The organism is Nonomuraea sp. NPDC049758, from assembly GCF_040674635.1.
In the GTDB taxonomy this organism is placed as follows: domain Bacteria; phylum Actinomycetota; class Actinomycetes; order Streptosporangiales; family Streptosporangiaceae; genus Nonomuraea.
The window spans coordinates 226,966-250,713 of the sequence record NZ_JBFAMZ010000012.1 but is presented as its reverse complement, the minus strand read 5'-3'; the positions used below and the strand labels follow the sequence as shown (position 1 = coordinate 250,713).

Here is a 23,748-nt window from a genome sequence, read left to right as displayed (position 1 = left end):
AAAGCCCGCCGGGTCCGGCGTCACATTCCGTAGGCTCGCGCCATTTCGGCCCGCCTGATAATCCGCATATTCCGGCCGGGTTCAGCGTCCGTAGAGTTCGAGTTCGCTGAGCATGCTGCAGGAGTCGCCGATCTCGGCGTCGCAGTCGTCCGTCGGCTCGGTGACGATCATGACGTGCGCGCCGGTGCGGGCCACCGTGTGGTAGCGCATGGCGTAGTCGGTCCGGTCCTCGACGGTGACGACGGGCTCGCCCCAGGAGCGGCCGTCGGCGGAGACGTACACGCGGGCGCCGGCCGCGTGCCCTGGGCGCAGGGCTAGGCCGATCCGGTTGATCGCGTACGGGCGGTCGAGGTGCAGGACGTACCGGCCGGGGCCGGCGGCGACGGCGCCGGACCAGTAGTCGGTGCTGCCGTCGAAGGCGCCCGCCGGGCCGGTGCGCGGCCGGCCGGGGCGGGTCCAGCGCATGTCGGTCTCGACCTTGAGCGCGCCGCGGCGGTACAGGGCGGCCAGGTCGAGCAGGTCGGGGCCGGGGGGCGTGACGGTGAACAGGCGGCGCTTGATCGCGTACCAGCCGCCGTTCTCGAACTTGCCGTGGGCCGGGCAGGCCGTCTCGTTGAGCAGCCCGTCGGGGCGCACGCCGGGCAGCTTGCAGTTGTCGAACACCTGGATCAGCCGGTGCGGGCCGACCGCGGCCACGGCGGTGTAGCCCGAGGAGCCGTGCACGTCCCGCACGCCGTCGCTGTTGCGGTACGTCACCGTCTGGTGCCGCCACTCCTCGCCGATCCCGTCGGGGGCGATCGCCAGCCAGTTGTGCGGACGCCCGGCGCTGAGCACGAGCACGCCGTCCGGCATCAGCAGCAGCCGCGGCGCCACGCCGCGCACCAGGCAGTCCTGACCGTCGATGCGGAGCGGCCGGACCGGCGACCAGGTGCGGCCGCCGTCGGAGGAGCGGCTCTGGTGCAGCGTGGAGGGCGGCTCGCCGTCCCTGCGCAGCACCGCCAGCAGGGAGCCGTCGAGCGTCTGGGCCAGGGCGGTCTCGTTGTAGACGAACGGTCCTTGGGGCGGGGCGATCACGCCGCGCCTGGCGAACGTGCGGCCGCCGTCGTCGCTGGCGAACACCTCCGGCTGGTAGGCCTCGGTGTCGCCCTGGCGGATGTAGGCCGTGAACAGGATCGTGCCGTCGGCGAGCTGGATCGGCAGGCCGTGCGCGGCTCCGCCGGAGGCGCCGGCGTCCGGCGAGGAGACCGTGGCCTCCCAGCGCACCCAGCTCTCGTCGTGCGCAGAGGTGGAGGACAGCACGCCCAGCTTGGCGGTGCCCGGCCCGGAGCGCCGCAGGTAGTACTCCAGGGCCAGCAGCCGGCCGTCGCGCAGCTCGATCGGCGCCTCCCGCAGCGGCGTGCGGTTGCTCGGGCCGAACGTGACGCCGCCGTCGTCGGAGGTCGCCGACTCGCTGGAGAGGGTGACGACCTTGTCCACGTTGGTGGCGTAGGTGACCAGGAGCTTCCTGACCGGAGCGCCGTCGCGGCCCACCGTGTCCAGCGCCGCCACGCTCGGGAACCCGGCGAAGTCGAGCCGCTGCTCCGACGACGGCTCGCGCTCGGCGGGCGTCGGGTACGGGTAAATCCACCGCGGTGAGACATCAGTGTCGATCAGGTAAGGCCCCTCCGGAACCGACTTGCCGGTGAACTCCGGCATGCGGCAGAACGTCTCGCCGGCGTGCGTGACCCCATGGGCCGCGGGCAGCCCGGCGGCCAGGAACACCGCCGCCAGCGCGGCTCTGGGCATCGCCACCGGGGACTCCTTCCTCTCGTGGCCGCTCGCGGGCGGCCGCCTCGCGACGGGCGAGGCCATGCCTTGTCTCTGCCCCCTCCGGCCCCTTGTTTCACCTCCGTCCCAGGGTTGCCAAGCGTGCGTCCGATAGGTATTCGTTAAGTGTCAGTTGACAGCGACGGGCTGCGACCCGAGGATCAGAGCTGCAGGATTAAGTGTCAATTTACGTAGGAGGGACCTTCGGGTCTGGAGGTGGCCTCAGATGAGCATCGAGCCCAGGGCGCGAGTCGCCCCCGAGCGCGTGCCGCCGGTCTGGGCGGCGGACCCGGCGCCGGTGGCGCCGGAGACGGCGGCGCAGCAGAAGGTCGTCCAGCGCATCTGCGCCAGGGTGGCCCCCGAAGGGGTCGAGGTCGGCGTCGGCGAGCTGCCTCCCGGCGGCCTGCAGGTGTGGATCGACGCCCCCGTCCACGTCGACCCGCGCGAGTCATGGGTGCTCCACCACCGCATGGCCCGCGAGGTCAGCCTCGTCGGCTGGCACTGCGAGGCCGACAGCGACCGGCTGCTGGTGCTCGGCTGGAGCGCCGCCTGCCTGCACAACCGCATCAGGCTGCTGCAGAGCGGGCTGAAGCGGCTGTCCGACTTCGAGCACACCGCGCAGCGGGCCGTGCAACTGGAGGGCGAGGACCCGCGGGGCCGCACCGCGGCCGACGTCGCCGCCGCGACCCGCGCCGCCGTCGAGCGGCGGCTGCGCTGGCCGGCCCGGCTGGCCGAGCTCGACGGGTTCGACCGCAGCTCCGGCCTGTCCCACCTGCAACTGCTCCTGGCCCAGGTGGTCGGGCTGGAGTCGAAGGTGGCCGCGGCCTGCGAAGAGCACCTGATCATGGCCCGCGCCCTCGCGTGGTCCGTCTGCGAGCACTACGCCGCCCACGGCGACCTGCCCAGGGCGCAGCGCGAGGTGCTGGCCGAGACCCGCCGGTGGGTGCACGCCAGCTCGATCATCCGCGGCACGGCCGCCGTGCGTCCGGCCGGCGCGCCCCGTCCGCACATGGGGCTGACCGAGCGCCGGATCGCCGCCAGCGTCATCAACCACGGCGTGCCGAGGGCGACTCCCACGGCCGTCATCCCCCGCTCCGGCCACCAGGAGAGCACGTGACGACCCACGTGCCGCTCCACGGGCGGCAGCACGCACAACCCGTACGAACCCTGTAGGAGAGCTCCCGTCATGCGAACCCCACCGCATCTGCCCGCGCTCGTCCGGCACGAGTCGTCCGACACCGGACGCACCCGCGCCCGCCGCCACCCCTACGGCCCGCACGACGTGCCCGCACAGGCCGCCCCGCGCGGCTCACTCGACTTCCCCGCCCCCGCCGCCGTGCCGCCCGCGCCCTACGAGGCGTTCACCGAGCAGCGGCTGCGTGAGATCAGGGAGATGTCCACCCAGGCCATCGGCTCCATCGACGACCTCCTCCAGCACACCGCCTGACGTGATTTCGCATCCCCCGAGGAGAGCCATGCAGGGACTATCGCGAGTGGATCTGCGGCCGCGTGACGTGGGCGCCCACCGACCGCGTTCGCTGGCGGGCACCGAGACCCCGCACACCCTGGACGAGGTACGCGCCCTCGTCCGCCGGGCCATGGTGAGCAAGAGCCGCCTCTACCCGGTCAGCACCGGCAGGAACTGGGGCATGGGCTCCGCGCTGCCGGTCACCGAGGACAACGTCGTCGTCGACCTCAGCCGGATGAACCGCATCCGCGGCCTCGACCTGGAGGCCGGCTACGCCGTCATCGAGCCGGGCGTGACCCAGGCCCAGCTCGCCGAGGCGCTGCGGGACACGCCGTGGATGCTCAACGTCACCGCCTCCTGCGCCGACACCTCGGTCATCGGCAACGCCCTCGAACGCGGCGACGGCTGCTTCCGCTCCCGGGTCCAGGACGTGGCCGGCATCGAGGCCGTGCTCGCCGACGGCAGCGTGATCACCACCGGCGGGCTCGACCCCACCGGCGTCTACCACGGCCGGGTCGCCGGGCCCGACCTGACGGCCGCGTTCGTCCAGCACAACCTGGGCGTCGTCACCGCCATGGCCGTCTCGCTGGTGCCGCGCCCGGAGACGATCGGGCTCGTGCACGCGCGCATCCGGCGCGACCAGGTCGGCGCCGCGATCGGTGCGATGGCCGGGTTCCTGCGCCGCGGCAACCCGGCAGGCGGGCTCATGCGGCTCCGCGAGCTCGCCCTCGCGCCCGGCAGGGACGGCGGCTGGCTGCTGCCGGCGGGCGTGGACACCGGCAAGTTCACCGTCCTCGGGCCGCTGCTCGGCACCGGCGCCACCGTCGAGCTGGCCGAGGAGATGCTGCGCAAGGCGCTCATCGAGGTCGAGGGCGGCGAGACGCTGCGCGTGCTCGACGCCGCCGCGGTCGGCCCCGACGACCCGCTCTACACCAGGGCGCTCACCGCCCAGGGCATCCCGACCTGCCAGGGCGTCCGCAACGCGCTCGGCGTCACCTCCTGCGAGCAGATCGACGCCGGCGGCATGGGCTTCCTCGTGCTGCTGCCGCTGATGCCGCTGCACGCCACGAAGACCGAGCGCATCCTCGACGCCCTGCAGACCGCCGTCGACACCCACCGCATCGCCCTGATGGTGGAGTGGAACCTGGTCAGCCCGCACATGGCCAACGCCGTCATCCAGATCTTCTTCGACCGGGCCGACGCCGACGCCGCCCACCGCGCCCACCAGCTGCGCAACGACGCGAGCTGCCTGCTGCGCGGCAACGGCTGCGCCATCTACCGCTCCGACATCGACCACGCCGCCGCCGACGTCTGGTCCGAGACCAGCACCGCCAGCCTCGGCATGCTCCACCGGCTCAAGACCGCTCTCGACCCGGACGGCCTGCTCTCTCCCGGCCGTTACGGCGCCTGACCCCCCGAACCACCCCGCGCCGGTCGCACCCACCGCAGTGTGCCGGCCGGCGGGGAACCTGAGGCTTTCTTGCGAGGAGGACCGAGTGCGTGAGACACCAGTGGCCGTCAGAGCAACCGGCGTGACCCGCCGTCACGCCGTGATGCTGCGGCTGGTCGGCGCGGGCGTGATGCTGACCGTGATGGCCGACACCACGGCCACCACCCTGGCCGTCGGCGTGCTGCGTTACACCCCCGCGGGCGCCGGCATGCCGCTGGGCGACCTGGTCTGGCTGACCAGCGCCGCCTTCATCCCGATCGCGGCGCTGCTGGCCACGGCCGGCCGCTGGGCTGACCTGTTCGGCCGCCGCCGGGTGCTGGCGTTCGGGCTGGTGGTCTTCGTGGCCGGCGGGATCGCCACCGTGGCCGCGTCGTCCTGGTCGTTCGTGCTGGCCGCGCGGGCGGTGCAGGGCGCGGGAGCGGCGGCGATGATCCCGGCCAGCCTCGGGCTGCTGCTCGGCGAGCTGCCCGAGTCGCAGCGCCGGGGCGCGATCGCGCTGTGGAGCTCGGCCTCCGGGCTCGGCTGCCTGCTCATGCAGGCCGGCGGCGGCTGGCTGGCCGCCACCGTCGACTGGCGCGCCCTGTTCGTGCCCGACGTCGTCATGGGCGTCGCGCTGCTGATCGCCTGCGCCGCGCTCCCGTCCGGCAGGCGCGCCGCGGCCAAGGGGGTGCCGGACGTGCTCGGCGCCTGGCTGCTGGCCGCCGGGATCGCGGTGATCGTGCTGGCCATCTCCAAGGCCATGGCCTGGGGCATGGACGTCGTGTGGCTGGCCGTCGCGGCCCTGGCGCTGCTCGGCGGCGCGCTGGCCCAGGCCAGGCACCACCGCCTGCCGGCCATCGACCTGGCGTTGTGGCGGCAGCGCAAGTTCGTCTGGGGCTGGCTGGCCACCTGGTTCTTCGGCGCCCTGTCCTACGGCCTGCTCACCGTCCAGCCGCTGTACCTGCTCCACCTCGGCTACCCGATGCTGGAGGTGGCGATGTGGCTGACGCCCACCTCGGTGGCCGTCGTCGTCACCAGCTACCTGGCCGGCAAGCTGCTCAAGCACATCGGCGCGTACGGCCTGATCTACGCCGGCTCCCTGCTCTGCGGCGGCGCGTGCGTGCTCGTGCTGACCCAGTCAGGGCCGACGGTGTGGGGCCTGATCGCCAGCGTCGTGGTCGGCATGGGCGTCGGCGCGCTGGCGCCCGGCACCTCCGTGGCCACCACCCTGGCCGCCCGCCCCAGCCAGTACGCCTCCGCCGTCGGCGCGGCCACCATGGCCCGCATGGTCGGCGGGGCCGTCGGCATCGCCGTGGTGTCCCTCGTCATCGACCACCCGTTCATCCTGACCGGCCCGCTGGCCGGGCTGGCCGGCGCGCTCGCCATGTGCGTGGCCATCTCGGTGTTCATCGGGGCCATCGCACTCACCAAGATCACCCGGCTGCGGACCGACCCGGGCGACGACATGATCAAGGTGCCGCGCCGGCTGCTGCTGGAGCTGCGCATGACCCTCGCCACCGTCGCGGCGGAGGCCGACGCGCTGCTGCCTGTCGAGACCCGCACGACCCCCAGGGATCACATCCCGAGGCCCCGGGCGGCAGAGAGCTCGGAGACCTACGGAACCACGCACGTCTAGTTCAACCTCAAGAAGGGCTCTCGTCATGGCAACCACCTCGTGCGACGTGGCCATCGTCGGCGCCGGGCTCGGCGGCTGTTTCCTCGCACTGCTGCTGCGCCGCCGCGGGCAGCGCGTCGTCGTCATCGAGCAGGGACCTTCGATCCCCAGCGCGGGCGCCGACTTCCTCAAGCCCCCCGGCCTGCGGGTGCTGGCCCGCCACGGGCTGGCCGAGCTCGTCGAGCGCCACGGCCTGCGGCGCGACCTCATCCGCTACTACCACGACGGCGAGCCGATCAGGGAGTGCCGCTTCCCCGACGGGGGCTTCCTCATCCGCCCCTACCGCGAGCTGGTCGAGCTCATCTACGCCTGCTGCGCGATGGAGGGCGTCGAGTTCTGCTTCGACGCCGCCATCGAGCACGTCGAGCGCGACGGCGACCGCATCGAGCTGCTGACGCTGTCCGACGGCAGCCGGCTGCGCGCCGACGTGGTCGTGGGCGCCGACGGCACCAAGTCGGCCGTCCGCCGGGCGCTCGACATCGACCAGGTCACCATGCCCTACGACCGGCTGCTGATGCGGGTGGCCACCGTGCCGCTGAGCGCCAGCGTCGCCCGGCTCAACCGGCTCTACTTCAGCTCCGGCGGCTGGCTCGCCTACCTCTACCCGCTCGACAAGGACCAGGCCAGAGTGTTCGTCGGCCTGCCCCCCGAGCAGGACGACGAGGTCTTCGGCCGGGGCGCCACCAGCCTGCCCGACATGCTGAAGGGCTTCGTCACCGACAGCACCGACGCCTTCGCCTCCCTGCAGGCCGCCGCCTGGCAGCCGATCAGGGTCTCGTCGCTGCGGGTGGGGGCGTACCACAGGGGCAACGCCGCGCTGCTCGGCTCGGCCGCCTTCGCCTGCCACCCGATGACCGGCATGGGCATGAGCTACACCCTGTACGACGCCGAGATCCTGGCCGACGTCATCTCCGCGGCCGGCGGCGACCTGCCGCTGCTCGACAAGCTGCTCCAGGCCCGCTACGAGCCGCGCCGGCAGGCGCACCGCCAGCTCATCGACTACGGCGACGCCCTGGCCGCCACGTTCCACGACCGGCGGGCGTACCTGCGGGCCTTCCGCGCCGACCTGCACATCTACGGCGACGAGGCAGCCCCCCGCACCGTTCCCGCCCTGCAGCCGATCTGACCTCGCCGCCCTCCGGGAGGCCCCCGGCGCCCCCGCCTCAGAGCCGTGCGGGCGGGGCTGCCGGGCCCCGGTAGGGCAGGGTCTGGCTGTAGACGATGCTGGTCGTGGTGCTGCCGAACCGGGCCAGCTCGTCGATGACGCGTTCGAGGTGGGACATCGACCCGGCCGCCACCTTCAGCGTGTAGCAGTCCTCGCCGGTGGTGCGCAGGCATTCGAGGATCTCCGGGCGCTCGCCGAGCAGGCGGCGCAGCGGCTCGTGCCGGCTGCCGGGATACTTCAGCCGCACGACGGCCAGCACGCCGAACCCGACCTTGCCCAGATCGACCTCCGCCCGGTAGCCGGCGATGACGCCCAGCGCCTCCAGCCGCCTGACCCGCTCGGTCGTCGCCGAGGCGCTGAGGTTGACCCGGCGGCCCAGCTCGGTCAGCGGCAGGCGGCCCTCCCGCTGCAGCTCCGCCAGGATCGCCCAGTCGGTGTCGTCGAGATCCTCGGCCATCCGGCGAATATACCGGCAGATCCACGGCGATCCCCGCCGCACACCGTGAGCGGGGCCTTCAGCCCGGCGGGACGGCCTGGATAGCCTTCGGTGTCATGAGAATCGGCGTGAACGTACCGAACTTCGGGCCCGGCACCGACCCGGCCACGCTGCGGCGATGGGCGCAGACCGTCGAGGGCCTCGGCTACGACCTGCTGATGATCTCCGACCACGTCGCGATCACCCCCGACGTCGCCCAGCAGTACCCGGGTCCCTTCTACGAGCCGTTCACCACGCTGTCCTGGCTGGCCGGGATCACCACGCGGGTCAGGCTCGGCACCTCGGTGCTCATCGTGCCGTACCGGCATCCGCTGGTGATGGCCCGGATGGCGGCCAACCTCGACCGGTTCAGCGGCGGCCGGCTGGTGCTCGGCGTGGGCATCGGCTGGGCGCGGCAGGAGTTCGACGCGCTCGGGGTGCCGTTCGAGCGGCGCGGACGGCTGACCGACGACCACCTGCTGGCCATGCGCGCCGCCTGGTCCGCCGAGGACGACTACCGCGCCGGGCCCATCCCGTTCTGGGTCGGCGGCAACGGCGAGGCCGGCCTGCGCCGCGCCGTACGGCTGGGCCAGGCGTGGCACCCCCTGCGCAACACCCTGCCCTGGCTGCGCGAGGCCGCCGGGCGGCTGGCGGACGTCGCCGGCGAGCTCGGCCGCCCCGTGCCCGCGTTCGCGCCGCGCATCCTGCTGCGGCTGACCGCCGAGCCGGTCACCGGCCCCGGCCGCCACGCCGGGGAGGGCACCCTCGACCAGGTCCTGGCCGACCTCGACGCGCTGCGGCACCTGGGCGCCGACACCGTCGTGCTCGACCCGTTCGCCGGCGACCCCGCCGAGACGCTGCACCCCCAGACGGCCTGGCACGCGCTCGCGGCCGTGGCCGGCCACTGGGACCTCGAATCCCGCGACCCGTCCAAGGAGGACGACGATGACCCCCGATGACGAGACCCTGCTGCGCCGGGCCATCGAGCTGGCCGCCTGCGCCCGCGCGAACGGCGAGGCCCCCTTCGGCTCGCTGCTGGCCGGCCCCGGCGGCGAGGTGCTGGCCGAGGAGCACAACACGGTCCTCGGCGACCGCGACATCTCCGCCCACCCGGAGCTGAAGCTGGCCCGCTGGGCCGCCCGCGAGCTGACCCCGGAGGCCGCGGCCGCCACCACCATGTACACCAGCTGCCAGCCCTGCGGCATGTGCGCCGGCGCCATCGAACGCTCCGGCCTCGGCCGCGTGGTGTACGCCCTGTCGAACGAGCAGCTCGCCGGCCTCAGGACCGGCCCCGGCTGGCCGCACGTCCCGCAGGAGGGCCCGGCCCTGTACGCCGAGGCCAGCGCCCCGCTGGAGGGCTACTATCGCTGACCGCGCGGCCCCGCCGAGGGCCGCCGATGGTAGGGCCTGCCCCACCATCAGGACGGGTGACAGCGGGGGTCCGCCGCAAGGCCGCCGCCGCGATGCTGAGGAGTGTTCACGCCCGCCTCACCAGCATCGGAGAGAGCCTTGACCGTGGTGGAAACCCCTCGCGCCGCGCCCCGGGGGAGCGACTTCGCGCAACTGTCGCGCCGCATCGCCCAGGCGGGGCTGATGGAGCGGCGGCCCGCCTACTACGCGATCAGGATCGGCCTGGTGGCCGCCCTGTTCGCCGGAGGGTGGACGCTGTTCGCCACGGTCGGCGACTCCTGGTGGCAGCTCGGCGTCGCGGCGCTGCTGGCCGTCGCCTTCGCCCAGGTCACGCTGCTGGCCCACGACCTGGCGCACGGCCAGGTGGTCCGGTCGCGGCGGCGCAGCAGGATCGCCGGGCTGGTGGTCGGCAACCTGACCGTCGGGCTCAGCTACGGCTGGTGGATGGACAAGCACACCCGCCACCACGCCAACCCCAACCACGAGGACCACGACCCCGACGTCGCGCCCGACATCCTCATCTGGTCGCGGCGGCAGGCCGAGGCCAGCCGCGGGCTGCCCCGCTTCATCGGCAGGTGGCAGGCGTTCCTGTTCTTCCCCCTGCTCACCCTGGAGGGCCTGAACCTGAAGGTGGCCGGCTTCCGCGCCCTGCGCAGGGTGAAGGGCGGACGCACCGAGGGGCTGCTGCTCGTCGCGCACAACCTGGCCTACCTGGCGGGGGTGTTCGCGGTGCTGCCGCCCGGCAAGGCGCTCGCCTTCCTCGCCGTGCACCAGGCCTGCTACGGCGTGTACCTGGGCTGCACGTTCGCGCCCAACCACAAGGGCATGCCGGTGCTGACCGCCGAGGACTCCCTGGACTTCCTCCGCCGCCAGGTGCTGACCTCCAGGAACGTGCGCGGCGGCCGGCTGATGAACGTCGCGCTCGGCGGGCTCAACTACCAGATCGAGCACCACCTGTTCCCCGGCATGCCCTCGGCCAACCTGCGCCGCGCCCGGCCCCTCGTGCGCGAGTACTGCCGCGAGCTCGGCGTCGCGTACGCCGAGTGCGGGCTCGTCGAGTCGTGGGCCCAGGCCATGCGGCACCTGCACGACGTCGGGGCGCCGCTGCGCGCCCCTCAGGAGGTGACCACCAGCTCCAGGCCCTCCTGATCCTCCCGGATCTCGTGGCCGGCCCCGGCCAGGACCATCCGCAGCGCGAGCAGGACCGCGGTGCGGATGGTCGCGTATTTCGCCAGGTGGGCGGCGGTGTCGGTGCCGGCCGGACCCCAGACGACCACCACACCGCGGGACGGATCGAGCCAGACGGTGAGCCCCCCGTCGACCGGCAGGGGGGACGGTTCGACGTTGAAACCCGCGTCGGTCAACTCCCGCCGGACCACCAGTTCCAGATCCGGCCCATCGCCTCGGGCGAAGTCCATCAGAGTCCGCTGCCCCCGCGCGGACACGCCGAACGCGCCGCCTGGTAAGTGTGGCGGTTGTGTAAGGATGGCGGCTGTGACCGCCGCGTCAGTCTGGCTGCGTCTGTCGCGGGCCGTCGTGTTCGCGACGGTCTGCGGCTTGGTGTCCGCGGCGGGGCACCTGCTGGCCGGTGGCGGGGCCGTCCCGCTCTGGGGCGGCGCGCTCGGGGTGCTGGCCGCCCTCGCCGCCGCGCTCACGATCAACGGCCGCGAGCGCGGCCCCGCGGCGATCCTGGCCGCCACCACGCTCACCCAGCTCGTGCTGCACCAGCTCTTCGAACGCCTCGCGCCCGCCACGGGCGCCGCCGCCGGGCACGGCCATCCCGCGCCCGCCATGGCGCTGGTCCACCTCACCGTGGCCGCGCTGACGGCGTGGTGGCTGCACCGCGGCGAGCGCGCGCTGTGGCTCGTGATCCGCCTGTCCGCCGCGCCGCCCCCGGTCCTCGGGCCGCTGCTGCTCGCGCCGGTCGAGGCGCCGATCCCGCCGCGCCGCCCCGACGGGCGCACTCCGGCGTACGCCGACGTCCCCACTCCGATGGGCAGGACCGCCTGCCGCACGGTCACCCGGCGAGGACCACCCCGGCGGCTCCGCCTCCGCTGAGTCCCGCGTCCGGTTCCGGACGCGTCCCCGTCCTTGCTCTCCCGTGCCCGGACGGCGCCCCGGCGCCGGTCCGGCCGTCCGCATCCGGAGTTCCCATGAAACCCTCCTGGCCCTTCCGCCTGGCCACGCTCGCCTGCGCGGCCCTCCTGGCGCTGCTGCCGTCCACCGCGGCGCTCGCCCACGACACGCTCAAGAGCAGCTCACCGGCCAAGAACGCGCAGTTGTCCGCGATCGAGCGGATCGAGCTGGAGTTCAACGCCCACGTCCAGTTCCCCTTCGTCGTGCTGCACGACGCGGCGGGCAAGGCCGTCGAGGTCGGCAAGCCCCGCATCGAGGGGCCCAAGGTGTTCGCCGAGGTGCCCCGGCAGCCCGCGCCCGGTTCGTACGTGATCGCCTGGCGTGTCGTGTCCTCGGACGGCCATCCGATCGAGGGCGAAATCCCGTTCGTCATGAAAGGATCTACTTCGCAACCGGCAGCGGCGCCCTCGCCCGTCGAGGAACGGCCCGCCGCGACGGGCGTCCCCGGCTGGATCTGGGGCGGGCTGGCGGTGCTCGTCGTGCTGGGCGCGGTCCTCCTGATCAGGGGCGCGCGCCGCGGCCCTGACCGGGAGGACGTGGATGCTGGTTGAGCGGGCCAGGCAGCTCGCGCGGCAGTGGGTGCTCGACGAGGGCGCCCGCCTGCCCGGGTTCGAGGGGGCGTTCCTGACCGGGTCCGCGCTGTGGGCGGCCCCGGGCACGGAGCTCGGCCCCACGTCCGACGTGGACGTGATGGTGCTCGCCGACCCGCCGCCCGCGATCGGCAAGTTCCGCTACGAGGGCGTCCTGCTGGAGGTCTCCGGCATCGCCCGCATCGGCTCCACCCACGAGGTACTGAGCGACTACCACCTGGCCGGCAGCTTCCACCTGCCCAGCGTGCTGGCCGACCCGACCGGGCGGCTCGGCGAGATCCAGCGCCTGGTGGCCCGCGACTTCGCCGAGCGGCCCTGGATCATCGCCCGCTGCACGCAGGCGATGGACCGGGTGCGCGGCTGGATCAACTCCATGGACGAGAACGCGCCCGTCCCCGAGCAGGTGGCGTCCTGGCTGTTCGGCACGGGCGTGACCACGCACGTCCTGCTGGTCGCCGGGCTGCGCAACCCGACCGTGCGCCGCCGGTACGCCGCCGTGCGCGAGCTGCTGGCCGGGCACGGGCGGCTCGACTGGCACGAGCACCTGCTCGAACTGCTGGGCTGCGCGCAGATGACCCCGCAACGGGTGGAGCGGCACCTGGCGGCCCTGGAGGCGGTCTTCGACGCGACGGCCCGGCTGGAGGCGCCCTCCTACCGCTTCACCTCCGACATCACGCCGCAGGCGCGTCCGATCGCCATCGACGGCAGCCGCGAGCTCGTCGCCGCCGGGCTCCACCGGGAGGCGGTGTTCTGGCTGGTCGCCACGTACGCGCGCTGCCTGGACAAACGCGCCGCCGCCGGCGCGCCGGCCGGGTACGAGGAGGGCTTCCAGGAGCTGCTGGCCGACCTCGGCGCCGAGACGTTCGCCGACCGGCGCCGCCGCGGCGACCACGTGCTGGCCGCCCTGCCCAGCCTGTGGCAGACGGCCATGGCACTGTGCTGACGGCCCCCCGGGCCGCCCGCCTCAGGTCCGGCGCAGCGAGCGGGTCAGACCGGCGGCGATCGTCGTGGCCAGCACCCAGCCGGCCATGATGAGCCCCCAGGCCAGCCACTGCGCGCCGCCCTGCGGGTTGTAGGCCTTCTCCTGCCCGAGGTCGATGATCGGCAGCAGCAGGTCGAGGGTGTAGACCAGCGCGTGGAACGGCGGCGCCTCACCCGGCTTCAACGGCGGCGGCACGTCGAGCCCGAACACGACCGTGCCCGCGGCCAGCAGCGCGGCCAGCCAGGCCGCCGCGCGCAGGGGGCGGAAGCCGTAGCCGACGGTGGCGTCCTGGAGGTGGCCCCAGAAGCGGGCGTACCCGGGGAGCGCGGCGCGGCGTCGCCGCTGGCCGGCCAGCAGCGTCTCGCGGGCGTCGGCGTCGGCGCCGAGCCGCCGGTACATCGCGGCCAGCTGCTCGTAGGCGCCCGGCAGGTATCCGTCGGGGTCGGCACGCAGCCAGCGCAGCCGCCCGGCGGCCGGCAGCATGGGGTCGAGCACCTCGTACGACAGCCCGTCCATGCGCATCGCCCGCGGCCACCCGGCGGGGTCGTCACGCAGGACGCCGATCCGCGCGTACCGTAACTCCACCACGCCCTCGATCGGCGCGGCCGTGCGCAGCGCCAGCTCGCGGGCCTCCAGCCGCCAGCACTTCAGCGCCACCTCGCCGGGCGCCGCCAGGGTGGCGTCGTCGAGGCACAGGCGGCTGCCGACCTGGGCGCTGGTCAGCCTGATCCGGCCGCGGGCGGCGAAGCCGTCGCAGAGGTTGAGCACCTTGCCCACCGACAGGCCGTTGGCCGACAGCGCGGCCCCGCCGGGGTTGACCAGGGTCGCGCCCTCGAAGTGCGCCGGTCCGGTGATCGTGGCGTCGAGCAGGCTGAACTCGCCCTCGGCGCGCAGCCCCCGCCAGGCCAGCAGCGAGCCGTTCACGGTGAGGCCGTCGGCGGCGACCACCACGCCGCCCGGGGCGCTCAGCCGCGCGCCCTCCAGGCCGAGGGTGCCGCCGATGACCGAGCGGTTGAGGCGCACCTGCCCCTCGGCCGTCAGCCCGGCCAGGAAGAGCCCCGCCTCGGCGTTGAGCCCGGTGGCGCGCAGCGCGAGGCCGCCCGGCCGCCGGATGCGCGAGCCGCGTAACGTGAGCGGGCCGGACACGCGGGCGAACCGCAGGCTGACCTCGCCGTCGGCCTCCACGTCCCGCGCGAACAGCCCGACCTGGACGATCACGTTGGACGCCTCCAGGGCCGTGCCGCCCGGCGCGTTGAGGCGGGCGCCGTCCAGCTCGACCGCGCCGCCGATCCGGGCGGAGGCCAGGACGAGCGTGCCGTCGCAGGCGAAGCCGTCCTGGGCGCGCAGGTGACCGGCCACGTCGAGGTGCTCACCGTTGAGCGCCGTGCCCGCCGGGTGGCTCAGGCGGGCGCAGTTGAGCACGAGGTTGCCGCTGATCCGGCCGCCGGGCAGCCGCAGCTCGCCGGTGACGTGGCTGCCCGCCAGCCGCAGGTTGCCCTCGACCTGGACGTTCGAGGCGGTCAGGCCGGGCAGCAGCGAGCCGCTGAAGCTGAGGAAGCGGGTGCGGGCGTGGTAGAGGTCGGGGGCGGCGTCGAAGGCGCAGCCCTGGAAGGTGACGGGGAAGGGCAGCTCGGCGAACGCCAGGTTGAGCGCGCCCGTGATCCGCGCCCCCGCCAGGATCAGCCGGGGCTTGGCGGCGGGCTCGTCGAACCCGCCGAGCAGCAGCCCGGCCAGCACCTCGCCCCGGACCGTGCGGCCGGGGTCCCAGGACGCGGCCGCGGCCGGGTCGTCGGCGGCGGGGTCGCCGGTGCGCAGGTCGACGGCGCGGCCGTGGGCGAGCGCGGCGGCCACGGCCCGCTCGGCGTCGGTGAGATCGGCGTTCGGCACACCGCCATCATCGCCGACCCCGCCTCAGGAGCGGACCTCAAGGCCCGGCGCCTCAGGAGCGGACTTCAAAGGCCAAGTGCCTCAGGAGCGGACCTCCAGGCCCAGGGCCTCGGCGATGACCGTGGCCTGGAAGGGGTCGATGACCGCCTTCTTGAGCGTGACCGTGTGCGGGTCGAGCGTGCTCAGGTCGCTGCCGCGCAGGTCGCAGCCGGTGAGGTCGGCGCCGTGCAGCCAGGCCCCCGACAGGTCGGCCCGGCGCAGCTCGGCCCCGGCGAGCCGGGCCCCGGTCAGGTCGGCCTCCCGCAGCCGGACGCCGTGGAAGGCGCTGCCGCGCAGGTCGGCGCCGGGCAGCCCGGTGTAGGACCAGTCGCCGCCGTCGACCTTCAGCAGCCCGAAGGTGCAGCCGTCGAACACGCTGCCGGTCAGCTTGCACCCCCTGAACGTGGCGTCGAACAGGGAGCACCGGCTGAACAGGCAGTTGAGGAAGCGCGCGTCCTCGTGGGTGGAGACGTTGAGCCGCACGTTCCTGAACGTGCACTCCTCGAACGACGCCCCCTGGTCGACCAGCTCGGTCAGGTCGACGCCCTGGAACAGGACCCGGTGGAAGGTCTCACCGGCGATCTCCGTCCTGTCCCAGTCGTCGGCGTGGATCGTCGTCTCGATCGGGGGCGCGGGCACCCCGTGCTTACGGTCGGCCATGCGAACAAACTAGCGGATCACGCCTTGTTCGCGATGGCCGTGATGAGCGGCTGGACGAGCTTGGCCGCCAGCGGCCCGAACGCCGCCAGGATCAGCACGTACGCCGCCGCCAGGGCCCCGAGGTCGGGATGGGCCCCGGCGCCCACCGCCAGGCCCGCGATGACGATGTTGAACTCGCCGCGCGGGATGAGGGCGATGCCCGCCCGTGCCTGGCCGGCCTTGCCGATGCCCGCCCGCCTGGCCGCGTACGCGCCCGTCAGGAGCTTGGTCACCATGCTCACCAGCGCCAGCAGCGCGGCCAGCCCCGCCACCGGCAGGATCTTCGCCGGATCGGTCTGGAAGCCGAAGAAGACGAAGAACACCGCCGCGAACAGGTCGCGCAGCGGCGCGAGCAGCGCCTGCGCGTCGTGCGCGAGCTGCCCCGACAGCGCGATCCCGACCAGGAACGCGCCGACCGCCGCCGAGACCTGCAGCTGCTGGGCCAGCCCGGCCACCAGCAGCGCCAGCCCGACCACCTTCAGCAGCAGCACCTCGGAGTTGGGGCTCGACACGAACGCCTCGATGAAGCGTCCGAAGCGCAGCGCCACGACGAGCACGACGCTCACCGTGCCGAGCGCGATGCCGACCGAGATCGCCCCGCTGACCAGGCTCAGGCCCGCCAGCAACGTGGTGAGGACCGGCAGGTAGACCGCCATGGTCAGGTCCTCGAACACCAGCAGGGACAGCACCGTCGGCGTCTCCCTGTTACCGATCCATCCCAGATCGGACAGCACCTTGGCGGTGATGCCGGAGGAGGTGGCGTAGGTGACGCCCGCCATGGCCACCGCCGCGACCGGCCCCCAGCCCAGCAGCAACGCGCAGATCGCGCCGGGGGCGGCGTTCAGCACGAGGTCGACGATGCCGGCCCGCGCGTTGCTCGTGAGGCTGGTGACCAGTTCGTCGGCGTTGTACTCCAGGCCGAGCGTCAGCAGCAGCAGGACGACGCCCAGCTCCGCGCCGACCGAGATGAACTCCTCGCTGGTCGCCAGCGGCAGCACGCCGCCCGTGCCGAACGCCAGACCGGCGATCAGGTAGAGCGGGATCGGTGAGATGCCGCCGCGCAGCGCGAGCGCGCCCAGAATCCCCAGACCCAGAAGAACAGCACCGAACTCGAGAAAGATGACCGCGGTTTCGTGCACCCGCGGTCCTACCCGTCAGCCAGGATGCCGGCGACGTCCGCGGTGCTGTCCGCGCTCCCCACCACGACCACGACGTCGCCCTCGCGGAAGACGAAGTCGGGGCCGGGGCTGGCGAACACCTGGCCGCCGCGGACCACGGCGACGATGGAGGCGCTGGTACGGGTTCTGACCCGGGCCTCGCCCATGGCGCGCCCGGCGTAGGGGGAGCCGGACGGGATGGGGAGCTGGACGCTGACCAGGCCCTCGACCTGCTGGTGCAGCTGGTTGAGCCGCTGCACGATGCGGGGGGCGCCGAGGAGCTCGGCCAGGGCGTCGGCCTCCTCGTCGTTCAGCTTGACCGTCTGACAGGCGCGGTCGGGGTCGTCCTTGTCGTAGATCACCAGGTCGCGACGGCCGGTGCGGTGCGAGACGATGCCTACCCGCTGGCCGGCGCGGGTGGTGAAATCGTGCCGAAGCCCGATGCCCGGCAACGCTGTCTGCTCAACCTCCACCTATCCCACCCATCCCAAAAAATACGCATATTTCTGGACAACACTACCAACGGTCTCCGCCCGCTTGACCTCCTCGAACCCCGCACTCCGAGCCGTCCGGCGCTCTCCGGCCGCCCGTGGCGGCACCCGTCCGGCCCGCGCGGGAACGGGCGGCGCGGGCGGGACGCGGATGGGAAGATGCCGGGGACGTTGCCGCGGGAGAGGCGAGACGAAGCCATGCCGACCACTTCCTCCATCCGGCTGCTGCTCGTGGAGGACCACGCGATGGTGGCCGAGGCCATCGGCCTGGCGCTCGGCCGGGCGCCGGGCATCGAGGTCGTGGCGCAGGCGGGCACGGTCGCCGCCGCCCTCGCCGCGGCCGCCCGCCGCCGGCCCGACGTCGTGGTGCTCGACCGGCGGCTGCCCGACGGCGACGGCGTCGAGGCGATCAGCCGGTTCGCGGCGGTCGCGCCCGGGGCCCGGGTGCTGGTGCTCACCGGGGAGGCCAGCGCCTCCGTCGCCGCGCGGGTGGTGGAGGCGGGCGGGGCGGGCCTGCTGGTGAAGTCGTCCAGGCTGGAGGAGCTGGAGTCGGCGGTGCGCGAGGTGGCCGCCGGCGGCGTGGTGTTCGCGCCGGGCCTGCTGCCCGGCGTGCTCGACCGGCTGACCGGCCGGGTGCGGAGCCCGGGTGCGGCGCTGACCGCGCGCGAGCGCGAGACGCTGCGGCTGCTGGCCGAAGGGGCGAGCACGGACGAGATCGGCGCGCGGCTCGGCGTGGCCCGCAACACCGCGCGCAACCACGTCCAGCACGTCCTGGAGAAGCTCGGGGCCCGGTCCAAGCTGGAGGCCGTGGCCGTCGCGCGCCGGGAAGGGCTGCTCGACTGACGCAGACGCACCAGACGGCGCCCCTCATCCGCACCGGTAGAGGTGGTTCCACTGCGTCTCGTGATCAGTCCTGTACTGCCCGACAGTAGGAGGATGGGCAGTTTCGCTGCGCCGTACCAGGTGGACACCCAGCTGCCGGAAGAGATGGGCAGCATCACCGCGGCCCGACAGAGAGCACGTGAGGTGCTGGCCGAGTGCGGCTACCGGGGGCGCCGCGAGGACGTCCTGCTCGTGGTCTCCGAGCTGGTGACCAACGCGCTCGTCCACGGCGACGGCCCGCCCGCCTTACGCATCCGCTGCACCCCCTCCCACGTGCGGATCGAGGTGCGCGACTGCGGCCACCGCCTGCCCGAGCCGCGCGAGCCCGGGCCGGACAACGGCTGGGGCCTGCACGTCATCGAGCTGCTGTCCACCGGCTGGGGCGTCTCCCGCGCCGACGGGGGCGGCGAAGGCGGCAAGGTGGTGTGGTGCGAGCTGGCGCCCCACGTCGTCGCGCCCGCCCAGGAGCGCTCCAGGGCATGATCGAGTTTCGGTCTTCCGCCGGGCCGTGCGAAGCTGCAGTATGCCCGGTCAAGACAGGCAGTCAGCGGACATCCAGCTGCTCGTCCGCAGCGTCGTCGACTACTCGATCTGTCTGCTCGACCCCGCGGGCCATGTGACCAGCTGGAACGCCGGCGCCGAGCGCATCAAGGGCTACCGCGCCGAGGAGATCATCGGCCGCCACTTCTCGGTGTTCTACCCCCCCGAGGCCGTCGCGGCCGGTCGTCCGGAGCAACTGCTGGGCCGCGCGGCGGCGGCCGGCCGGGTGGCCGACGAGGGCTGGCGCGTCCGCAAGGACGGCGCCCGGTTCTGGGCGCGCGTGGTCATCACCGCCCTGCGCGACAAGCGGGGCCTGCTGCGCGGGTTCGGCAAGGTCACCGGCGACCTGACCGAGCGCCGCCTGGCCGAGCAGGCGATGCGCGACAGCGAGGAACGCTTCCGCCTGCTGGTCCAGAACGTCGTCGACTACGCCATCTTCATGCTCGACGCCCAGGGCCGGATCGTCAGCTGGAACGCCGGCGCCGAGCGCATCAAGGGCTACCGCGCCGAGGAGATCATCGGCCGCCACTTCTCGGTCTTCTACCCGCCCGAGGACGTCGCGGCCGGCAAGCCCGCCATGGAGCTGGAGGTCGCCGTCGCCGACGGCCGGTGGGAGGAGGAGGGCTGGCGCGTCCGCAAGGACGGCACCAGGTTCTGGGCCAGCGTGGTCATCACCGCCCTGCACGACGACCGCGGCGAGCTGCGCGGGTTCGGCAAGGTCACCCGCGACCTGACCGAGCGCCGCAACGTGGCCCGCGCCCTCGACGAACGCGGCATGCTGCTGGCCCACCTGGTCCGCGCCCAGGAGGTCGAACGCCGGCGCATCGCCTACGACGTGCACGACGACACGATCCAGTCCATGGTCGCCGTCGGCATGCGCCTGCGCGCGATGGAGAGCGGCCTGGCCGGTGAGCGGGCCGCCGAGGTGCGCGGCATCGGCGAGGCCGTCGAGGCCGCCGTCGCCCGCCTGCGCGACCTGACCTTCGAGCTGCGCCCGCCGGCCCTCGACGAGGAGGGCCTGGTCGAGGGCCTGGCCGGCTACCTGCGGCAGGTGACGGCCGGCACCGGCCTGTCGTTCGAGATCGACCACCGCCTCGACGCCGACCCGCCGCCCGAGGCCGCCGTCACCATCTTCCGGATCTGCCAGGAGGCGATCACCAACGTGCGCAAGCACGCCCGCGCCACCTCGATCAGGCTCTCGCTGGTCTCGCTCGACAGCGGCGTGCACGTGCGCGTCGCCGACGACGGCACCGGGCTGCCGCCGGGCGCCGAGGGGCCGCTGCGCCACTTCGGGCTGATCGAGATGCGCGAACGGGCCGAGATCGCGGGCGGCTGGTGGAGCCTGACCGACCGGCCGGGGGCCGGGACCACCGTGGACTTCTGGGTCCCGGCCGTGCCCCATGCCTGACCGCGGCGGCGCTCAGCGGCGGGGGAGCACCTCCAGGGACTGGCGGGCGATCTCCCACTCCTCGTCCGTGGGCACGACCAGCACCGCCACCTCCGCGCCCGGCGGCGAGACCGCCCGCTCCCCGGCCGGGCCGGCCGCGTTCAGGGCGGGGTCCACGGTGATGCCGAGCCGGTCGAGCCCGGCCAGGGACTCCGCGCGGGTGGCCGCGTCGTGCTCGCCGACGCCGCCGGTGAACACGATCGCGTCCAGGCGGCCGAGCAGGGCGTAGTACGCGCCGACGTACTTGCGGATGCGCCGGGTGTAGACCTCCAGGGCCAGCCGGGCCTCCTCGTCGCCGCGGGCCCGCACCTCGCGCATGTCGAGCGTCCCGGCCAGGGCGCGCAGGCCGCCCTCGTGGCTGAGCGCGCGCTCCACCTCCTCGCCGCCCAGGCCGCGCACCCGCGCCAGGTAGCCGGCGATCGCGGGGTCCACGTCGCCGGAACGGGTGCCCATCACCAGCCCCTCCAGCGGGGTCAGCCCCATGGAGGTGTCCACGCTGCGCCCGCCGGACATCGCCGTCGCGCTGGCGCCGTTGCCCAGGTGCAGCACGACCAGGTCGAGGTCGGCCAGGTCGCGGCCGAGCAGGGCGGCGGCGCGGCGGGAGACGTAGGCGCAGGAGGTGCCGTGGAAGCCGTAACGCCGCACGCCGAGCTCCCGCCAGGCCCGCGGCACCGCGTACGTGTACGCCTGCGGCGGCAACGAGAGCTGGAACGCCGTGTCGAACACCGCCACCTGCGGCACCCCGGGGAACGCCGCCAGCGCCACCCGGATCCCGGCCAGGTTCACCGGGTTGTGCAGCGGCGCGAGCGGCGCCAGCTCCTCGATCGCGGCGATCACCTCGTCGTCGACCAGCGCCGGGCCGGTGAACCGGGTGCCGCCGTGCACGACCCGGTGACCGACCGCGACCGGCTCCAGCTCGGGCCCGGCCCGCGCGAACGCCTCCAGCATCGCCGTCAGCCCCTCGGCGTGCCCGGGGAAGCGCTCCTCCCGCACGTACGGCGGCCCGCCGTCCGCGTGGTGCGTCAGCCGCCCGCGCTCCTCGCCGATGCGCTCCACCAGCCCGCGCGCCGGCCGCTCGCGGGTGCGCACGTCCACCAGCTCGTACTTGATGGAGGAGGAGCCGGTGTTCAGGACGAGTATTCGGCCGGCCATGTCCACGACCTGATCTCCGCCGGGTCCTCGCCGTGCTCCCTGGTGTACGCGCGCGCCCGCAGCCGCGCGTCGCTCATCCGCTGACGCAGGTGCGCGGCCTTGGAGCCGAGCCCCGGCACCCGGTCGATGACGTCGATGACCAGGTGGTAGCGGTCGATGTCGTTGAGCATGGCCATGTCGAACGGCGTGGTCGTGGTGCCCTCCTCCTTGTAACCCCGCACGTGCATGTTGGCGTGCCCGGTGCGGCGGTAGGCGAGCTGGTGGATGAGCGAGGGGTAGCCGTGGAAGTTGAAGATGATCGGCCGGTCCACGGTGAACAGCGTGTCGAACTCGGCGTCCGGCATGCCGTGCGGATGCTCCGAGCGTGGTTGTAGCCGCATCAGGTCCACCACGTTGACGACGCGCACCTTCAGCTCGGGCAGGTGCTCGCGCAGCAGCGCCGCGGCGGCCAGCGTCTCCTGGGTCGGCACGTCGCCCGCGCAGGCCAGCACCACGTCCGGCTCGCTGCCCTGGTCGGTGGAGGCCCACGGCAGGATGCCCAGGCCGCGCGTGTTGTGCGCGATCGCCTCCTCCATGGTGAACAGGTCCAGCACCGGCTGCTTGCCCGCCACGATCACGTTGACGTAGTCGCGCGAGCGCAGGCAGTGGTCGGCCACCGACAGCAGGGTGTTGGCGTCCGGCGGCAGGTAGACCCGCACCACCGACGCCTTCTTGTTGACCACCACGTCCAGGAAGCCGGGGTCCTGGTGGCTGAAGCCGTTGTGGTCCTGCCGCCACACGTGCGACGACAGCAGGTACGTCAGCGACGCCACCGGCCGCCGCCACGGGATCTTCTGCGACGACTCCAGCCATTTGGCGTGCTGGTTGAACATGGCGTCGATGATGTGGATGAACGCCTCGTAGCAGTTGAACAGGCCGTGCCGGCCGGTCAGCAGGTAACCCTCCAGCCAGCCCTGGCACAGGTGCTCGCTCAGCACCTCCATCACCCGGCCGCCCGGCGCCAGGTTCTCGTCCGTGGGCAGCAGCTCGGCCTCCCACGCCCGGTCGGTGACCTCGAACACGTCCTGCAGCCGGTTGGAGGCGGTCTCGTCGGGGCCCAGCAGCCGGAAGTTGCGCGGGTTGCCGGCGATCACGTCCCGCAGCAACCCGCCGAGCACCCGCGTCGGCTCGGTCAGCTGGGCGGCCGGGGACTTGACCTCGACCGCGTGCCGGCGGAAGTCCGGCAGCCGCAACGGCTGCAGCAGCTCGCCGCCGTTGGCGTGCGGGTTGGCGCTCATCCGCAGCGGCCCCCGCGGCACCGTCGCCAGCACCTCCTCGACCGGCCTGCCGTCGGAGCCGAACAGCTCCTGCGGCCGGTACGAGCGCATCCACTCCTCCAGCATCGCCAGGTGCGCCGGGTTCTCCCGGACCCCGGCCAGCGGCACCTGGTGGGCCCGCCAGGTGCCCTCGACCGGCTTGCCGTCCACCTCGCGCGGGCCGGTCCAGCCCTTCGGCGTGCGCAGCACGATCATCGGCAGCCGCCGGTCCTGGCCGTCCTTGTACTCGGCCAGCTCGTCGAAGACCGTGTCGAGGGTGGCGGCCATCTCCTCGTGCGAGGGGCCGACCAGGTGGGGGCGGTAGCCGTAGCCCTCCATGAGCTTGAACAGGTCCTGCTCGGGGATGCGGGCGAGCACGGTGGGGTTGGCGATCTTGTAGCCGTTCAGGTGCAGGATCGGCAGGACGACGCCGTCGCGCCGGGGGTTGAGGAACTTGTTGGAGTGCCAGCTCGCGGCCAGCGGGCCGGTCTCGGCCTCGCCGTCGCCGATGACGCAGGCGACCACCAGCCCAGGGTTGTCGAACGCGGCGCCGTAGGCGTGGGCGAGGGAGTAGCCCAGCTCGCCGCCCTCGTGGATGGAGCCGGGGGTCTCGGGCGCGACGTGGCTGGGGATGCCGCCGGGGAAGGAGAACTGCCGGAACAGCCGCCGCATGCCCTCGGCGTCCTGCGAGACGTCCGGATAGCGCTCGGTGTAGGAGCCCTCCAGCCAGGCGTGCGCGACGGCGGCGGGCCCGCCGTGGCCGGGACCGGCGATGTAGATCATGTCCTGGTCGCGCTCGGAGATCACCCGGTTGAGGTGGGCGAAGCAGAAGTTCAGCCCGGGGGTGGTGCCCCAATGGCCGAGCAGGCGCGGCTTGATGTGCTCGGGGCGCAGCGGCTCGGTCAGCAGCGGGTTGTCCAGCAGGTAGATCTGCCCGACGGACAGGTAGTTGGCCGCCCGCCAGTACGCGTCTATGTGGTCCATGCCCTTGCCCATTCCTCCGCAGGCGGTGCTGAATCCCCG

General features: G+C 73.6%; 23 protein-coding genes. 14 read left to right on the top strand and 9 right to left on the bottom strand.

The window, feature by feature from the left end:
- Nucleotides 1-81: 81 nt before the first annotated feature.
- Complete coding sequence (locus tag AB0J46_RS30035) at nt 82-1,785, bottom strand: exo-alpha-sialidase (protein WP_364337664.1); 1,704 nt, start codon at nt 1,783-1,785, stop codon at nt 82-84.
- 247 nt (nt 1,786-2,032) lie between these two features.
- Here AB0J46_RS30035 and AB0J46_RS30030 point away from each other — a divergent pair, with 247 nt between their 5' ends.
- The 5 genes from AB0J46_RS30030 to AB0J46_RS30010 all read left to right on the top strand — a co-directional run bounded on the left by AB0J46_RS30030 (nt 2,033) and on the right by AB0J46_RS30010 (nt 7,504).
- The gene (locus tag AB0J46_RS30030) at nt 2,033-2,923 is read left to right on the top strand and encodes a hypothetical protein (RefSeq protein ID WP_352351162.1); all 891 of its coding nucleotides are present in this window, start codon (nt 2,033-2,035) and stop codon (nt 2,921-2,923) included.
- Nucleotides 2,924-2,992: 69 nt separating this feature from the next.
- A complete protein-coding gene (locus tag AB0J46_RS30025) occupies nt 2,993-3,253 on the top strand; it encodes a hypothetical protein (protein ID WP_364337588.1) in 261 nt (86 codons plus the stop codon).
- Between the two features lie 46 nt (nt 3,254-3,299).
- Entirely contained in the window at nt 3,300-4,685 is a 1,386-nt protein-coding gene (locus AB0J46_RS30020) for an FAD-binding oxidoreductase (protein WP_364337587.1), read from the top strand.
- A gap of 85 nt (nt 4,686-4,770) precedes the next feature.
- Nucleotides 4,771-6,339, top strand: a complete 1,569-nt coding sequence (locus tag AB0J46_RS30015) for an MFS transporter (protein ID WP_358286251.1) — start codon at nt 4,771-4,773, stop codon at nt 6,337-6,339.
- Nucleotides 6,340-6,364: 25 nt separating this feature from the next.
- The gene (locus tag AB0J46_RS30010) at nt 6,365-7,504 is read left to right on the top strand and encodes an FAD-dependent oxidoreductase (protein ID WP_364337586.1); all 1,140 of its coding nucleotides are present in this window, start codon (nt 6,365-6,367) and stop codon (nt 7,502-7,504) included.
- Nucleotides 7,505-7,541: 37 nt separating this feature from the next.
- On the opposite strand, the gene AB0J46_RS30005 is transcribed toward AB0J46_RS30010, so the two are convergent.
- Complete coding sequence (locus AB0J46_RS30005; protein WP_364337585.1) at nt 7,542-8,000, bottom strand: Lrp/AsnC family transcriptional regulator; 459 nt, start codon at nt 7,998-8,000, stop codon at nt 7,542-7,544.
- Between the two features lie 95 nt (nt 8,001-8,095).
- Here AB0J46_RS30005 and AB0J46_RS30000 point away from each other — a divergent pair, with 95 nt between their 5' ends.
- The 3 genes from AB0J46_RS30000 to AB0J46_RS29990 all read left to right on the top strand — a co-directional run bounded on the left by AB0J46_RS30000 (nt 8,096) and on the right by AB0J46_RS29990 (nt 10,577).
- Nucleotides 8,096-8,977, top strand: coding sequence for an LLM class flavin-dependent oxidoreductase (locus AB0J46_RS30000; protein WP_364337584.1), 882 nt, complete (start codon nt 8,096-8,098; stop codon nt 8,975-8,977).
- Nucleotides 8,964-9,389, top strand: coding sequence for a nucleoside deaminase (locus AB0J46_RS29995; protein WP_364337583.1), 426 nt, complete (start codon nt 8,964-8,966; stop codon nt 9,387-9,389). The genes AB0J46_RS30000 and AB0J46_RS29995 overlap by 14 nt, the downstream gene beginning before the upstream one ends.
- A gap of 222 nt (nt 9,390-9,611) precedes the next feature.
- Nucleotides 9,612-10,577 carry an acyl-CoA desaturase gene (locus AB0J46_RS29990; protein WP_364337663.1) on the top strand — a complete coding sequence of 322 codons (966 nt, stop codon included), beginning with the start codon at nt 9,612-9,614 and terminating at the stop codon, nt 10,575-10,577.
- Here AB0J46_RS29990 and AB0J46_RS29985 read toward each other — a convergent pair.
- Nucleotides 10,544-10,846, bottom strand: coding sequence for a hypothetical protein (locus AB0J46_RS29985; protein WP_364337582.1), 303 nt, complete (start codon nt 10,844-10,846; stop codon nt 10,544-10,546). The genes AB0J46_RS29990 and AB0J46_RS29985 overlap by 34 nt on opposite strands.
- A 76-nt stretch (nt 10,847-10,922) precedes the next feature.
- On the opposite strand from AB0J46_RS29985, the gene AB0J46_RS29980 reads away from it, so the two are divergent.
- From AB0J46_RS29980 to AB0J46_RS29970, 3 genes are all read left to right on the top strand, one after another.
- Nucleotides 10,923-11,486, top strand: coding sequence for a hypothetical protein (locus tag AB0J46_RS29980; protein WP_364337581.1), 564 nt, complete (start codon nt 10,923-10,925; stop codon nt 11,484-11,486).
- A gap of 95 nt (nt 11,487-11,581) precedes the next feature.
- Nucleotides 11,582-12,115: a copper resistance CopC family protein gene (locus tag AB0J46_RS29975; RefSeq protein WP_364337580.1), complete on the top strand. Its 534-nt coding sequence runs from the start codon at nt 11,582-11,584 to the stop codon at nt 12,113-12,115.
- Nucleotides 12,105-13,097 (top strand): hypothetical protein, encoded by a 993-nt coding sequence (locus AB0J46_RS29970; protein ID WP_364337578.1) that lies wholly within the window; start codon nt 12,105-12,107, stop codon nt 13,095-13,097. The genes AB0J46_RS29975 and AB0J46_RS29970 overlap by 11 nt, the downstream gene beginning before the upstream one ends.
- A 21-nt stretch (nt 13,098-13,118) precedes the next feature.
- Here the strand turns inward: AB0J46_RS29970 and AB0J46_RS29965 are convergent, their stop codons facing one another.
- The 4 genes from AB0J46_RS29965 to AB0J46_RS29950 all read right to left on the bottom strand — a co-directional run bounded on the left by AB0J46_RS29965 (nt 13,119) and on the right by AB0J46_RS29950 (nt 17,391).
- The gene (locus AB0J46_RS29965) at nt 13,119-15,023 is read right to left on the bottom strand and encodes a hypothetical protein (protein ID WP_364337577.1); all 1,905 of its coding nucleotides are present in this window, start codon (nt 15,021-15,023) and stop codon (nt 13,119-13,121) included.
- 81 nt (nt 15,024-15,104) lie between these two features.
- Nucleotides 15,105-15,722 carry a pentapeptide repeat-containing protein gene (locus AB0J46_RS29960; RefSeq protein ID WP_364337576.1) on the bottom strand — a complete coding sequence of 206 codons (618 nt, stop codon included), beginning with the start codon at nt 15,720-15,722 and terminating at the stop codon, nt 15,105-15,107.
- A gap of 17 nt (nt 15,723-15,739) precedes the next feature.
- Entirely contained in the window at nt 15,740-16,900 is a 1,161-nt protein-coding gene (locus tag AB0J46_RS29955; RefSeq protein WP_364337575.1) for a cation:proton antiporter, read from the bottom strand.
- Between the two features lie 8 nt (nt 16,901-16,908).
- Entirely contained in the window at nt 16,909-17,391 is a 483-nt protein-coding gene (locus AB0J46_RS29950) for a cation:proton antiporter regulatory subunit (RefSeq protein WP_358286272.1), read from the bottom strand.
- A gap of 216 nt (nt 17,392-17,607) precedes the next feature.
- Here AB0J46_RS29950 and AB0J46_RS29945 point away from each other — a divergent pair, with 216 nt between their 5' ends.
- The 3 genes from AB0J46_RS29945 (at nt 17,608) to AB0J46_RS29935 (ending at nt 20,239) form a co-directional block, all read left to right on the top strand.
- Entirely contained in the window at nt 17,608-18,252 is a 645-nt protein-coding gene (locus tag AB0J46_RS29945; RefSeq protein WP_364337574.1) for a response regulator transcription factor, read from the top strand.
- Nucleotides 18,253-18,345: 93 nt separating this feature from the next.
- Nucleotides 18,346-18,774: an ATP-binding protein gene (locus AB0J46_RS29940; RefSeq protein WP_364337573.1), complete on the top strand. Its 429-nt coding sequence runs from the start codon at nt 18,346-18,348 to the stop codon at nt 18,772-18,774.
- 40 nt (nt 18,775-18,814) lie between these two features.
- A complete protein-coding gene (locus AB0J46_RS29935; RefSeq protein WP_364337572.1) occupies nt 18,815-20,239 on the top strand; it encodes a PAS domain S-box protein in 1,425 nt (474 codons plus the stop codon).
- Nucleotides 20,240-20,251: 12 nt separating this feature from the next.
- Here the strand turns inward: AB0J46_RS29935 and AB0J46_RS29930 are convergent, their stop codons facing one another.
- Both AB0J46_RS29930 and AB0J46_RS29925 read right to left on the bottom strand, forming a co-directional pair.
- Complete coding sequence (locus AB0J46_RS29930; RefSeq protein WP_364337571.1) at nt 20,252-21,430, bottom strand: acetate kinase; 1,179 nt, start codon at nt 21,428-21,430, stop codon at nt 20,252-20,254.
- Nucleotides 21,406-23,709: a phosphoketolase family protein gene (locus tag AB0J46_RS29925; RefSeq protein ID WP_364337570.1), complete on the bottom strand. Its 2,304-nt coding sequence runs from the start codon at nt 23,707-23,709 to the stop codon at nt 21,406-21,408. The genes AB0J46_RS29930 and AB0J46_RS29925 overlap by 25 nt, the downstream gene beginning before the upstream one ends.
- Between the last annotated feature and the right edge of the window lie 39 nt (nt 23,710-23,748).

Coding starts and splice junctions, on each gene's coding strand:
- AB0J46_RS29985 (WP_364337582.1), bottom strand. CDS start 10,846: ATGGACTTCGCCCGAGGCGATGGGCCGGATCTGGAACTGGTGGTCCGG.
- AB0J46_RS30005 (WP_364337585.1), bottom strand. CDS start 8,000: ATGGCCGAGGATCTCGACGACACCGACTGGGCGATCCTGGCGGAGCTG.
- AB0J46_RS30000 (WP_364337584.1), top strand. CDS start 8,096: ATGAGAATCGGCGTGAACGTACCGAACTTCGGGCCCGGCACCGACCCG.
- AB0J46_RS30030 (WP_352351162.1), top strand. CDS start 2,033: ATGAGCATCGAGCCCAGGGCGCGAGTCGCCCCCGAGCGCGTGCCGCCG.
- AB0J46_RS29940 (WP_364337573.1), top strand. CDS start 18,346: ATGGGCAGTTTCGCTGCGCCGTACCAGGTGGACACCCAGCTGCCGGAA.
- AB0J46_RS29925 (WP_364337570.1), bottom strand. CDS start 23,709: ATGGACCACATAGACGCGTACTGGCGGGCGGCCAACTACCTGTCCGTC.
- AB0J46_RS29935 (WP_364337572.1), top strand. CDS start 18,815: ATGCCCGGTCAAGACAGGCAGTCAGCGGACATCCAGCTGCTCGTCCGC.
- AB0J46_RS29960 (WP_364337576.1), bottom strand. CDS start 15,722: ATGGCCGACCGTAAGCACGGGGTGCCCGCGCCCCCGATCGAGACGACG.
- AB0J46_RS29970 (WP_364337578.1), top strand. CDS start 12,105: ATGCTGGTTGAGCGGGCCAGGCAGCTCGCGCGGCAGTGGGTGCTCGAC.
- AB0J46_RS30035 (WP_364337664.1), bottom strand. CDS start 1,785: ATGCCCAGAGCCGCGCTGGCGGCGGTGTTCCTGGCCGCCGGGCTGCCC.
- AB0J46_RS30010 (WP_364337586.1), top strand. CDS start 6,365: ATGGCAACCACCTCGTGCGACGTGGCCATCGTCGGCGCCGGGCTCGGC.
- AB0J46_RS29930 (WP_364337571.1), bottom strand. CDS start 21,430: ATGGCCGGCCGAATACTCGTCCTGAACACCGGCTCCTCCTCCATCAAG.
- AB0J46_RS29990 (WP_364337663.1), top strand. CDS start 9,612: ATGGAGCGGCGGCCCGCCTACTACGCGATCAGGATCGGCCTGGTGGCC.
- AB0J46_RS29975 (WP_364337580.1), top strand. CDS start 11,582: ATGAAACCCTCCTGGCCCTTCCGCCTGGCCACGCTCGCCTGCGCGGCC.
- AB0J46_RS29945 (WP_364337574.1), top strand. CDS start 17,608: ATGCCGACCACTTCCTCCATCCGGCTGCTGCTCGTGGAGGACCACGCG.
- AB0J46_RS29995 (WP_364337583.1), top strand. CDS start 8,964: ATGACCCCCGATGACGAGACCCTGCTGCGCCGGGCCATCGAGCTGGCC.
- AB0J46_RS30025 (WP_364337588.1), top strand. CDS start 2,993: ATGCGAACCCCACCGCATCTGCCCGCGCTCGTCCGGCACGAGTCGTCC.